Annotated in this window: 13 protein-coding genes; 6 read left to right on the top strand and 7 right to left on the bottom strand. The window is 68.2% G+C overall.

Going from position 1 to position 12125, the window contains the following annotated elements:
* The first annotated feature begins 63 nt into the window (after window positions 1–63).
* On the top strand, window positions 64–453 hold the full coding sequence (locus FOS14_RS04640; RefSeq protein ID WP_143769102.1) for a cold-shock protein: 390 nt from the start codon (window positions 64–66) through the stop codon (window positions 451–453).
* 4 nt (window positions 454–457) lie between these two features.
* On the opposite strand, the gene recG is transcribed toward FOS14_RS04640, so the two are convergent.
* Complete coding sequence (gene recG, locus FOS14_RS04635; RefSeq protein WP_143769100.1) at window positions 458–2740, bottom strand: ATP-dependent DNA helicase RecG; 2283 nt, start codon at window positions 2738–2740, stop codon at window positions 458–460.
* Window positions 2741–2749: 9 nt separating this feature from the next.
* Window positions 2750–4405, bottom strand: coding sequence for a DAK2 domain-containing protein (locus tag FOS14_RS04630; protein WP_143769099.1), 1656 nt, complete (start codon window positions 4403–4405; stop codon window positions 2750–2752).
* A 162-nt stretch (window positions 4406–4567) separates the two neighbouring features.
* Here FOS14_RS04630 and rpmB point away from each other — a divergent pair, with 162 nt between their 5' ends.
* From rpmB to FOS14_RS04615, 3 genes are read left to right on the top strand one after another with little or no spacing between them, the layout of a single operon-like run.
* Window positions 4568–4759 (top strand): 50S ribosomal protein L28, encoded by a 192-nt coding sequence (gene rpmB / locus FOS14_RS04625; protein WP_068269817.1) that lies wholly within the window; start codon window positions 4568–4570, stop codon window positions 4757–4759.
* Window positions 4726–5229 carry a GNAT family N-acetyltransferase gene (locus tag FOS14_RS04620; RefSeq protein ID WP_255450070.1) on the top strand — a complete coding sequence of 168 codons (504 nt, stop codon included), beginning with the start codon at window positions 4726–4728 and terminating at the stop codon, window positions 5227–5229. The genes rpmB and FOS14_RS04620 overlap by 34 nt, the downstream gene beginning before the upstream one ends.
* On the top strand, window positions 5226–6023 hold the full coding sequence (locus tag FOS14_RS04615; RefSeq protein WP_143769097.1) for an enoyl-CoA hydratase/isomerase family protein: 798 nt from the start codon (window positions 5226–5228) through the stop codon (window positions 6021–6023). Before FOS14_RS04620 ends, FOS14_RS04615 begins: the two co-directional genes overlap by 4 nt.
* A gap of 4 nt (window positions 6024–6027) precedes the next feature.
* Here FOS14_RS04615 and FOS14_RS04610 read toward each other — a convergent pair whose 3' ends face one another.
* From FOS14_RS04610 to FOS14_RS04600, 3 genes are read right to left on the bottom strand one after another with little or no spacing between them, the layout of a single operon-like run.
* Window positions 6028–6900 carry an alpha/beta fold hydrolase gene (locus FOS14_RS04610; protein ID WP_255450069.1) on the bottom strand — a complete coding sequence of 291 codons (873 nt, stop codon included), beginning with the start codon at window positions 6898–6900 and terminating at the stop codon, window positions 6028–6030.
* A gap of 32 nt (window positions 6901–6932) precedes the next feature.
* Window positions 6933–7619 (bottom strand): uracil-DNA glycosylase, encoded by a 687-nt coding sequence (locus tag FOS14_RS04605; RefSeq protein ID WP_255450068.1) that lies wholly within the window; start codon window positions 7617–7619, stop codon window positions 6933–6935.
* 13 nt (window positions 7620–7632) lie between these two features.
* Window positions 7633–8586: a thiamine-phosphate kinase gene (locus FOS14_RS04600; protein ID WP_143769093.1), complete on the bottom strand. Its 954-nt coding sequence runs from the start codon at window positions 8584–8586 to the stop codon at window positions 7633–7635.
* An 80-nt stretch (window positions 8587–8666) separates the two neighbouring features.
* Between FOS14_RS04600 and FOS14_RS04595 the strand changes: the two genes are divergently transcribed.
* Window positions 8667–9221, top strand: coding sequence for a DUF3515 domain-containing protein (locus FOS14_RS04595; RefSeq protein WP_143769092.1), 555 nt, complete (start codon window positions 8667–8669; stop codon window positions 9219–9221).
* Between the two features lie 3 nt (window positions 9222–9224).
* Here the strand turns inward: FOS14_RS04595 and FOS14_RS04590 are convergent, their stop codons facing one another.
* On the bottom strand, window positions 9225–10319 hold the full coding sequence (locus tag FOS14_RS04590) for a D-alanine--D-alanine ligase family protein (RefSeq protein WP_143769091.1): 1095 nt from the start codon (window positions 10317–10319) through the stop codon (window positions 9225–9227).
* 35 nt (window positions 10320–10354) lie between these two features.
* Window positions 10355–11371 (bottom strand): NAD(P)H-dependent glycerol-3-phosphate dehydrogenase, encoded by a 1017-nt coding sequence (locus FOS14_RS04585; protein ID WP_143769090.1) that lies wholly within the window; start codon window positions 11369–11371, stop codon window positions 10355–10357.
* Window positions 11372–11433: 62 nt separating this feature from the next.
* Here FOS14_RS04585 and cofC point away from each other — a divergent pair, with 62 nt between their 5' ends.
* Window positions 11434–12084: a 2-phospho-L-lactate guanylyltransferase gene (gene cofC / locus FOS14_RS04580; RefSeq protein WP_255450067.1), complete on the top strand. Its 651-nt coding sequence runs from the start codon at window positions 11434–11436 to the stop codon at window positions 12082–12084.
* Window positions 12085–12125: the final 41 nt, after the last annotated feature.

The raw sequence follows: 12125 nt of genomic DNA, 5'->3' as shown, positions 1-12125 counted from the left end.
GATCCGGCCGACCTCACATTCGACCGCCTGCGGTGTGAGCGTTCGGCGATTACAGTGGCGACCGTGGAGACCGGCAAGATCATTCGATTCGACCCGGACAAAGGCTACGGTTTCATCCGCCCCGACTCCGGTGGTGACGACCTGTTTGTGCACACCAACGACCTCTCCTTCGAGAAGGCCGCTGCGCGTCCCGGTGCGCAGGTTCGCTACCGCGCCGAGGAGGGTGAGCGCGGCGCCAAGGCGTCATCGGTGCATCTGGTCGACCACGGCACCGGGCCGGCCGAGCATGTGGTGACTGGCGCGGGCGGGGAGGTGCTCGGCGAGGTCACGTACCTGACCGAGATCACCGAAGTGCTGCTGGCCAGTTCGGCCGGGCTGACCGCGTCGCAGATTCTCGACATCCGCCAGGCTCTACTGCTGAAGGCGCGCCAGCACGGCTGGATAGCTGGGTAGCTCCTCACGCCTTGCTCAAGTACTCCACCCGCTCCTGATCCAGTGCCGCCCGCACCATGCTGGCCAAGCCGCGATGACGGGCGAGCTGTGGATCGGCGCTCACCACTTCTTCCGCGTAATCCTTTGCCGCAACGATGATGTCGACGTGCTCGAGCAGCGACAGGAGCCGCAGGTTGCGAACGGTGCCGGACTGCGCGGCGCCCAGCACGTCGCCCTCGCGGCGTTGGACCAGGTCGAGTTGGGCGAGTTCGAATCCGTCGTTGGACCCGGCCACCGCTTCCAGCCGGGTCATCGACGGTGACCCGACCTTCGATCCGCTGACCAGGATGCAGAGCCCTTCGTGGCGGCCCCGACCCACGCGACCGCGTAACTGATGCAGTTGGCTGACGCCGAAGCGGTCGGCGTCGACAACGACCATCACGGTCGCGTTCGGCACGTCCACACCCACTTCGATGACCGTGGTGCAGACCAACACGTCGAGTTGACCGGCGGTGAAGTCGCGCATCACCGCGTCCTTCTCCTCACCGGGCAGCCGGCCGTGCAGCAATCCGACCCGCAAACCCCGCAACGGACCGGTGCGAAGCGCGTCGAACAGGTCCAGCACCGAAACGGTCGGGCGCTCGGGCTCTTCCGAATCGGAGTCCTTTGAACCCTTTGCGCCCTTACGCTTCGGCTCGGCCTCCGGTTCGTCACCGATCCGTGAACACACCACGTACGCCTGCCGACCGGCCGCCACCTCTTCGCGGATGCGCTCCCACGCTCGCTCCACCCACTGGGGCCGCTCCCCGGCCGGCACCACCCGGGACACGATGGGGGTGCGACCGGCGGGCAATTCCCGCAGCGTCGAAACCACCAGATCGCCCAGCATGGTCATCGCGATGGTGCGTGGAATCGGGGTGGCGGTCATGACCAATAGATGCGGCGTTAGGCCGGCGCGGGCGCGGCTGCGCAGGGCATCACGTTGCTCAACGCCGAAGCGGTGCTGTTCGTCCACGATCACCATGCCGAGATCGTGAAATTCGACGGTCTCCTGCAGCAGGGCGTGCGTACCGATGACGATTCCGGCGTCACCGGAAACGATCCGCAGCAGGGTCTCCCGTTTTGCTGCCGTGATCATCGAGCCGGTCAGCAGCGCAATCCCGGTCGCGTGCTCATCCGCGCCGAGCTCACCCCCTTGACCGAGCGGGCCGAGCAGGTTGCGCAGTGACCGATAATGCTGCACCGCAAGCACTTCGGTCGGCGCGAGCAGTGCGCACTGGTAGCCGTTGTCGATCACCTGCAGCATCGCGCGCAGCGCCACAATGGTTTTGCCCGAGCCGACCTCGCCCTGCAGCAACCGGTGCATCGGGTGCGGTCGGGCCAGGTCCGCCGAAATCTCGGCGGCGACCTCATGCTGCCCGGCGGTCAACTCGAACGGGAGCATCTCATCGAACGCGGCCGCGATCCCGCCCGGCTTTACCGGTGCGGCCGGGGCTCGGCGTTCGTCGAGTTCGCGGCGACGCTGCGCGAGCAGCAGCTGCACGGCCAGCGCCTCATCGAAACGCAAGCGCTCGTGGGCCTTTGCGATGTCGGCCTTCGAGGCGGGCAGGTGCACCAGACGCAGCGCCTGTTCCAGACCGATCAATCCGTGCGCCTTGCGCATCGCGGCAGGCAACGGGTCATCGATGGCGTCGAGCTGATCCAGGATCTGACGAACGCACGCGACGATGTCCCAGCTTTCGATCTTCGCCGTGGCCGGATACACCGGGACCATCGGCAGATCGAAGATCGACATGTCCAAGCCAGTCGAACCGGGTTCGGCCTCCCGGGCGTTGCGGGCGAAGCCGCGCAGATCGCCACCCCCGCTGCGGACGACGGTGCCGAAATCGTGCGTCGACTCGGGCAGGATCAGATAGCCCGGATGGGTCAGGCTCCACTGCCCGCGATACGTCTTGACGGTCCCGGAGAACATGGCGCGGCGACCGGTCTTGACGTTGTGCTGCACCCTGTTTGCGTTGAAGAACGTCGCGTGCACGTTCTGGTTGTTCTCGGTGGACAGCACGACTTTGAGCATCGAGCCATTGCGGTTGCGCATCGGAATCGATTGAGCCTTGACGATGCGGCCGATGATGGTGATCCGCGCTCCATCCTCGGGAGCTTCCTCGGTGAGCGACTGGCCCTGTTCGGCGTATCGGTGCGGATAGTGGCGCAACAGGTCTTCGACGGTGTGGATGTCGAGTTCCTCGGCCAGGCGCTTGGCTGCCCGCGCGCCCAGCAGATGATCGAGCCGATCGGTCAGAGTCGCCATGGTCCCCGGTTATTCCACACCCAGTTGTATGAGGTCATCACGCTGCCCACCGTCATACACCAGCACCTCGACACCTGGGTGATGCGCGTCGACGTGTTCGGTCAAGGTTTGCACCAACTCGTCGGTGGCGTCCGCACCGCGCAGCATGGTGACCATCTCGCCGCCCAGGCCCAGCACGCGGTCCAACAGCGCGGTGCCGGCCGCGCGAACGTCCGGTTCGATGACCACCACCTCGTGCCCGATCAGGCCCAGCCCGTCGCCGGCCGCGCAAGTGCCGACGAGGGTCAGCGCGCGTTCGGGCGCAACGCGCAGCGAGCCCCAGCGGGTGCTTGCGGCCGCCTCCGACATCGCGAACGCGTCATCGACAGCGATGCGCTGATCGTCGTGCACGGCCAGGGCCGCCAGTCCCTGCACCACCGAAGACGTCGGCAGCAGCAAAACGTCACGGTTCGCATCGCGGGCCGCCACGCCGACCGCCACCAGCTCTTGCGCCGGGAGCGCGCCGTTGGGCAACACCAGCACCTCGCGAAACGGCAGTTGCTCGATCGCGTTGAGCAGCTGGGCCGCCGAGATGGCGGTGTCGCTGCGCACCACTCTCGCGCCCTCCGCCTCGAACAGGTCGGCGGCGCCGGCCCCGGTGACGACCGCGAGGATGCCCCGGTGCGCCGGCCCGCGCAGGGAGCCGGAATTGACCGCGGCGAAACAGCCGATGCGGATCTGCCGCACGGTTCCGGCGGCCATCCCCGCCTCCACGGCTGCGCCGGCATCGCTGCTGTGCACGTGCACCGACCAGGTCCCGGCAGCGTCGTCGACCACGACGACCGAATCGCCCAGTTCGTCCAATCGGCGTCGCAACCGGCCCATTCGTGCGGCGTCGGTGCCGGAAACCAGGTACATCACCTCGTGCTCGGCCAGCTCCGACCAGGTGTGATCTGGCCCGAGATCCGGTAATTGATCGGCACGGCCGCCGATGAATTGCTCGCGCTCGGGTGCCTGGCCTGTCGTGACGTAGACCAGCGCGTCGAGGAGCACCACCACACCCAAACCGCCGGCGTCCACCACGCCCGCATCCCGCAGCGCCGGCAGTTGCTCGGTGGTGCGCCGCAGGGCATCGGCGCCGGCCGCGGCGGCAGCGGCGACGACGTCGGCGAGCCGCACCGACGGCGGGTCCAGCTCGCCGCTGATCCAGTCGCGGGCGCCGCCCGCCGCGCAGTCGAGGACGGTGACCATCGTTCCCTCGACCGGCTCGCTCACCGCCCCGCGCACCAAACTGGCCGCGGTCTCCAGCGCCTCGGGCAGCGTGAGCGCGGTCAGCGGGCCGTCACCGACGCACTCGGCGATCCCGCGCAACACCTGCGACAGGATGATCCCCGAGTTCCCCCGGGCGCCGGTGGTCGCGCCGCGGGCCATGGCGCGGGCGACCTGGTGGGCGGTGGGCCGGTCCTCGCCGCGACAATCTCTGGTCACGGCGTCGACGGCGGCACGCATGGTGAACAACAGGTTGGTCCCGGTGTCCGAATCGCGGATGGGAAAAACGTTGAGCCGGTTGATCTCCTCGCAGCGTTGCACCAAGCCGTCGATGCTCGCGTTCCCCCAGCGCCGCAACGCGTCGCCGTCGAGGGCGTCGAGGACCTCGAGCACCTGTTCCCACCCCTCCAACGTCATCGAAGCATCGGTGGAGCAACATTAGCGGCACCGGCGTTGCGGCGGCGGTTTGGACCATCCGCATCCGTCCGGCTACCCTTGCAGGGTTGCGTGTTTACATGCAGCGACCCGTATGGGTTGCAGATAGATCCCAGACTATTTCGATTGAAGGAGTTCGCGACTATGGCTGCCGTCTGCGACGTATGCGCCAAGGGCCCCGGCTTCGGGAAGTCGGTCTCGCACTCGCACCGGCGCACCAACCGTCGTTGGAACCCGAACATCCAGACCGTTCGCGCGCAGGTTGCCCCCGGCAACACCAAGCGTCTCAACGTCTGCACCTCGTGCCTGAAGGCCGGCAAGGTCGCCCGCGGCTGATCCTGCCGCTCACCTCGCAACTATCGCGCTCGGTCGCGCAGTGCCATATCGAATCGTGGCGCGAGTCGTTTTCCCGCCTGGTATCGCAGCACCTCCTCGACGCGTTCGATACGGTGCGGCTGGCCGCTCAGTGGGATAAGTCACTGCTGCGTGCGGACCGGCGGACTCTGGTAGCGGTCGACGAGGGCCGTGTCGTCGGGTTTGTCAGCGTGGACTCCGCCGCCGGACTCGAACTGCATGCTCTGTACGTCCGGGCGTCGTTGCACGGCAGTGGCCTCGCGGACGCGCTGCTCACTGCGGCCATAGCGGACGAGCCTTGCCAGTTGTGGGTCTTCGACCGCAACGCCCGCGCCCAGGCCTTTTACCGCCGCCACGGATTCGCGCCCGACGGCGAACACCGGATCGAGCCGTTCACCGGACTGACCGAGATGCGAATGGCCCGACCCACGCGGGATATCGTGGGCCGGTGACTTCCGTGGCAGACCCATCGGCAACCGAATTCGTCCGCATCGCCGACGGCGTGCTCACCATCGTCGTTTCGACGCCGGCCAAGGGCACCTCACTCGACTTCACCGGCATCAACCAGGCCACCCCCATGCTTGCCGACCTGGACCGGTCGGTTGGCGCGATCTTGCTGGTCGGCACCGGAAAGAATTTCTGCGCGGGCGGGGATGTCGGTGCATTCGGCGCTGCAGCCGATCGAGGTGCATATCTCGCCCAGTTGGCCACCGATCTACATGCGTTTCTTCGTGGACTCGCGGTTGCGCCGGCGCCCGTGGTAGCCGCCGTACACGGTTGGGCGGCCGGGGCGGGCATGAGCCTGGTGTGCGCGGCCGACGTCGCCATCGGCGGAACGTCGACGAAAATGCGCCCCGCCTACCCCGGCATCGGCCTCACACCGGACGGTGGGATGTCGTGGTCACTGCCCCGGATCGTGGGAACGGGCCGGGCCGCCGAAATCCTGTTGACCGACGCCATTCTCGACGCCGAAGAGGCCGCCCGCTTGGGCATCCTCAGCCGCGTGGTGGCCGACGACGAAGTGGCCACACAAGCCGCAGAGGTGGCGCGCTCGTTGGCGTCCGGACCGCGGCGCACCTACGCGAACATCCGGTCGTTGCTAGCGGCCTCGCCCACCAACTCCCTTGCGGCGCAACTCGACTTGGAGACCCGCACGATCTCGGCGGCGGCTGACAGCGCGACCGGACGCGAGGGCGTCGACGCGTTCCTGGCCAAGCGGCGACCGGATTACACCGGCCTGGACTGACGGCTTACCGCTGCCCGGCCACCGCGACCACGAACTCGCTGACCGCGTCTGTGAACGCATCGTTGTCGTCGCCTGCGGCGGTGTGCGCGGCATCGGACAGCTCGACGAAATCCGCGTGCGGCACCAACGTGCGGAAGGCCTCGACGCCCTGCGGGCTCACCACGTCCGACATTCGGCCGCGCACCAGCAGTACGGGCATGCGCAGTTGACGAGCCGCGGCTTCCAACGCCTCGGCCTGCTGATCGAGTGTCTCGCCGCCGTGGTCGACGACGAAGTTCGGGTCCCAGTGCCAGTACCACCGGCCGTCCGCGCGCTGACGCAGGTTGCGCTTGAGGCCCTCGTGGCTCTTCGGCCGCGGCCGGTGGGTCAGGTATGCGGCAACGGCATCCGCGGCCTGATCGAGCGTGTCGAAACCGTCGCGGTGCTCGGTCAAGAACCCGATCACGCGCGCGACCCCGGCCTCTTCCGGGCGGGGCACCACGTCCACCAATACGAGGCCAACCATCCGGTCGGCCAGGTCAACCGACGCGTGCAGCGCGGTGAGCCCACCCATGCTTGCGCCGACAACCACGGCCGGCTTGCCCAGTTGCCCGAGCACCTCGGCGAGGTCGCCGGCCAACGCCCGTCGCGAGTAGTCGCCGTCGGGAGCCCAGGCACTGTCGCCGTGCCCGCGGGCGTCCAGCGCAATGACCCGCAGACCCTTGTCGGCCAGCCGCGCGCAACTCGCCTTCCAGGAGTGCCGGGTCTGTCCGCCGCCGTGCAGGAACACGACGAGCGGACCGTCGGGCGGCCCCCACGCGTCACCCGCCAGCTCGATCCCGTCAACACCATGGAACGTCATCCGAGCAGGTACCGCCGGATCATTCGAATTGCTCACGATCCGACCATTTCACACGAATCCGAAATGCACTAGGGCAGATGCCAGTCCACCGGTTCGGCGCCGAGGGTGTCGAGCAGCTCGTTGGCCCGGCTGAAGGGACGCGAACCGAAGAAGCCGCGCGACGCCGACAACGGCGACGGGTGGGCGGACTCGATCACCGGCACGTCGCCGAGCATCGGCTTCAGCGTGGCCGCGTCCCGGCCCCACAGGATCGCCACGAGCGGTCCCGGCCGCGCCACCAGCGCCCGGATCGCCTGCTCGGTGACCGCTTCCCAGCCTTTGCCGCGGTGCGACGCCGGCTGACCGGGTGACACGGTCAGCACCCGGTTCAGCAGCAGAATGCCCTGCTGCGACCACGGGGTGAGATCACCGCAGCTCGGTTTGGGGTGCCCGAGGTCCTTGGCGTACTCGGCGAAGATGTTTTCCAGGCTGCGCGGTAGCGGCCGCACGTCCGGCGCCACGGAAAAGCTCAGCCCCACCGCGTGTCCGGGCGTCGGATACGGGTCCTGCCCGACGATGAGCACCCGGACGTCGTCGAAGGGCTGCGCAAATGCGCGCAGTACGTTGGCGCCGGCCGGCAGGTAGCCGCGGCCCGCTGCATTCTCGGCCCGCAGAAACTCACCCATCGCGCTGATGTGACCGGCCACCGGCTCGAGCGCCTGGGCCCAGCCCGCTTCCACGACCTCCTGCAGCGGTTTCGGCATGAGCAAGACCATAAGCGATCCGCTCTCAGAAGCTGCGCCAGCCGGTCGGGCCGGTCCATGGTTGACCGTCGACGGTGACGCCGCGACCCGCTGCGGTGGTGCCGATTCGCTGCCACCCCGGTGGCACGGCGTCGGGACTGGGGAACACCGCGGCGAGTGCGTGGTCCTCGCCGCCGGTCAGCACCCAGGCGAGCGGGTCGACGCCGAGCCGGTCGGCGGCGCCGGCCAGCACCGGATCGATCTGCTCGATGCGGATGTCGATGGCGACTCCGGACGCGTCGGCGACGTGACCCAGATCCGACAACAGTCCGTCGGACGTGTCGATCATCGCGGTGGCCCCGCCGATGGCCGCGGCGATACCGGCGGTGTAGGGCGGTTGCGGTGACACGTGCGCCGATCGGAGGGCTTCGTAATTGTCCACATCCGCGACGCCGGCGCTCAGCAGGGCGTAACCCGCGGCAGCCCAGCCGAGCCGGCCGCTGACCGCTACCACCTGATCGGGCTCGGCACCCGAGCGCAGCACTGGCGCTCGGCCCTGCAAATCACCGTGCGCGGTGACCGAAATGACGATCGAATCGCTACTGACCAGGTCACCACCGACGATCGCGGCACCGGCGCGTGCCGCCTCCGCGCTCATCCCCGCGCCGAGGTCGTCGACGAAACTCAGCGGCAACTGTGCCGGGCAACCGAGAGCGACAACGAAGGCGCTGGGCTGGGCGCCCATGGCCGCGACATCGGCGGCATTCTGCGCGATGGCCTTGCGCCCGATCTCCGTACCGGTCGCCCAGTCGAGCCGAAAATGCCTGTCCTGCACCAACATATCGGTGGTGACGACGAACCGGCCGTCGGGCGCGCGCAATACCGCGGCGTCGTCACCGGGACCGATCAACTCCACCGAGCTAGGGGTGCGCGCAGCGGTGATGCGTGCGATCACCCCGAACTCGCCTAGCTCGGCGACGGTGCGTTCCGGCGTTTCGATGCTGGCCTCCTAGGGAGATTCGCGGACCTGGCAACACCTATACACTCGCACAACGCATACCCGGATCGAGAGGTTGAGAAGTGTCGGACTCCCCCACGCATCACCGGCACCCGGCGCTGATCGCGACCGCGGTCGCGCTGCCGGTCGCGTTGGTGGTGGGAATCATCGTGGCCGCTGTGCTCGCCAACCGCATCCCCGCGCGCGAGCCGATCGCCCTCGGTTCGGTACCCGCGCCCGCGGCAAACGGGCCCGACTGCGCCAAAGTCCTTGGCGCACTGCCCAACACGATCGGTGACTATTCCGGGGCCAAGCTCGCCTTCCCCGCACCTGCCGGCGCAAAAGCGTGGGAGAAATCGTCGGGCGGTGATCCAATCGTGTTGCGCTGCGGCCTGGACCGGCCGGCAGAGTTCACCGTCGGCGCCGCTATTACGCAGGTGGACGGCGTGCAGTGGTTCGAGGTGTCCGGCAAGTCGCAGGGACTTAACTCAGCGACGTGGTACGCCGTCGACCGCGGCGTCTACATCGCGCTCACCGTTCCGGACGGCACCGGACCCACGCCGCTGCAAGCAGTTTCGGATGCAATCAGCGCGGCGCTGCCCGCTCGGCCGATCGATCCGGCACCGCTGCCGAAATAGCGGCTATCGCAGTCCGGTTCCGCGTGCGAGTGCAGTGTCCACCATTGCGGTGATCAGGTCGCGGAAGTCGACGCCGGCGGCCTCCCACATTCGCGGGAACATCGAAATCTGCGTAAACCCCGGCATCGTGTTGACCTCGTTGATCACCGGGCCTGCGTCGGTGACGAAAAAATCGACGCGGGCCAGACCCTGGCAATCCAGCGCCCGAAAGGCGGCGGTGGCCAGTTCCCGCACGTCGTCGGCCACCGCATCATCGAGCTTGGCCGGGACGTCGAATTCGCAGCCGTCGTCGAGGTATTTGGTGTCGAAGTCGTAGAAGGCCGACTCGTCGTCGGATCGGTCGGGCATCCGGATTTCGGCGACCACGCTGGCATCGACCCGGCCGTCCGGGTACTCCAGTACGCCGCATTCGACCTCGCGCCCGACGACCGCCGCCTCGACGATGACCTTCGGGTCGTGTTTGCGGGCCTCGGCGATTGCGGCGTCGAGATCGGCCCAGTCGCTGACCCGCGAGATTCCGATCGACGAACCACCGCGGGCGGGTTTGACGAACACCGGCAGCCCGAGGCCGTCCCGCTGCTCGGCGGTAAGGGTGGCGACGTCCGCGCGCAGCACCTCCTGGCGCCCGATCGGCAGCCCCTCGGCCGCGAGCAGTTTCTTGGTGAATTCCTTGTCCATGGCGGTCGCGCTGGAGAGCACGCCCGCGCCCACATACGGGACGCCGGACATCTCGAGTTGGCCCTGAATTGTGCCGTCCTCGCCGTACGCGCCGTGCAGCACCGGGAACACCACATCGACCGACGCCACGACGGCTCCGGTGGAAAGGTCTATCATCGCGCCGGCCTGCGCCGGATCACTGGCCAGCCCGATGACCGGTCCCGAGCGCCGGACCTGCGGCAGCACCCGATCGCGGATCTCGAGTTGCGCTGGGTCGGCGTCGAGCAGCACCCAGGTGCCCTCCCGGGTGATTCCGACGGGCACGGCGTCGAAGCGTCGCGGGTCCAGGTTGCGCAGCACGCTCGCAGCGGAAACGCAGGAAATCGAGTGTTCGTTGCTGCGTCCCCCGAACAGTACGCCGACCTTGATCCGCTCAGTCACGTTCCAAACCGTACCCGCGCGCGCCGGAGGAACCGCTATTCGGGTTTGATCCGTCGGCCCAGTAACTTGCCCACCGCATCAGGTACGGACAGGCCCTCGTGACAGATCGCGTGCACCATCTGGGTCAGCGGCATATCCACGTCGTAACTCTCCGCCAGCGCCCGCACCGACGTGCACGACTTCACACCCTCGGCCACCTGACCGTGATTGGCCTCCTGTGCCGCGTCCATCGAGCCACCGCGGCCGAGCACGTGGCCGAATGTGCGGTTGCGCGACAGCGGCGACGTGCAGGTGGCCACCAGGTCCCCGACCCCGGCCAGACCCGACAGCGTCGCCGGCTTGGCACCAAGCGCCACACCGAGCCGGATGATCTCGGCCAGCCCACGGGTGAGGATGCTGGAAATGCTGTTGTCGCCCAATCCCATTCCGGAGGCGATACCGCAGGCCAGGGCGATCACGTTCTTACAGGCGCCGCCGATTTCGCAGCCGATGACATCGGAATTGGTGTACGGACGCAAATACCCGGTGGCACAAGCCTTTTGCACGGCTATGGCGCGAGCGGAGTCGGTGCACGCGATAACGGTTGCGGCGGGCTGTTCGACGGCGATCTCGCGGGCCAGGTTCGGCCCGGACAGCACCGCAATGCGGGCCGGGTCGGCGCCGGTGACTTGGTGAATCACCTGACTCATCCGCAGCAGCGTGCCGCTCTCGATGCCCTTGGCCAGGCTCAGCAAGGTGGCATCGGAGCCGATCGCGTCCTTGAAGTCTTCGAGGTTTGCCCGCAGCGTCTGCGACGGCACCGCGAGCGCCACGATATTTGCGCCATCGAGCGCGGCCCGGTGATCGTTGGTAGCCGTAATCCGCTGCGGCAGAGTGATTCCGGGCAGATAGTGCGCGTTCTCGTGCGTCGTCGAGATCGCCTTGGCCACCTCGTCGCGGCGCGCCCACATGGTGACGTCGGTTCCCGCGTCCGCCAACACCTTTGCGAATGCGGTGCCCCAGGAGCCAGCCCCGAGTACCGCTGCCTTGTAACCGGCGGGCGCATCGGCCATGACGGTAGCTCCAATCATCCGATCGACGTCTTGCGGCAACAATACTGGCAGGATTGGTTGCCGTGACCGATCCGCGCGTGCATGTGCTGATCGCGGTGAAGGAACTCAGCCGCGCCAAATCGCGCATGACACCCGACTTCCCGGCAGACGCCCGCCGCCGCCTGGTCATCGCCATGCTCCGCGACACCCTGGCGGTCGCGGCCTCGGTCCCAGCGGTGGGCGCACTGACGGTGATCACCCCGGACAGCGACGTCGCCGCGGTCGCTGTCGAATGCGGCGCCGACGTGAGCCCCGAACCCGAGCAGCCCGCCTCCGCAGCGCAGCGCCTCAACGCCGCACTTGCCAGCACCGCCGCGGAGTTGAGCGGGCGCGGGGTGGAAAACATTGCGGCCCTGCAGGCGGACCTTCCTGCTGTCCGTGCCGGCGAGCTCGCCGCGGCGCTCGCGGCGGCACCGGCGCAGCGGCGGTCGCTGGTCACCGACCATCGCGGCGTCGGCACGTCGGCGCTCATCGCGCGCGGAGTGCAACTCCTACCCCAATTCGGACACCACTCGGCCGACCACCACTTGCGCAGCGGTGCACACGCATTGTCCGGGCACTGGCCCGGATTGCGCCTCGACGTCGACACCGCCGAGGACCTCGCTCGCGCTGCGCACCTGGGGCTCGGTCCGGCCACCCGCGCGCTGCTGGCCGAGATCGGGTGGCGGCCGTAACAGAACTCCAGGCGCCCGTTGCCGCCAATCGATCCGACGAC

The sequence above is a fragment of the Skermania sp. ID1734 genome, assembly GCF_007489285.1.
GTDB lineage: Bacteria > Actinomycetota > Actinomycetes > Mycobacteriales > Mycobacteriaceae > ID1734.
Note: the sequence above shows the minus strand (reverse complement) of the source record. Positions and strands in the feature narration are given on the sequence as shown.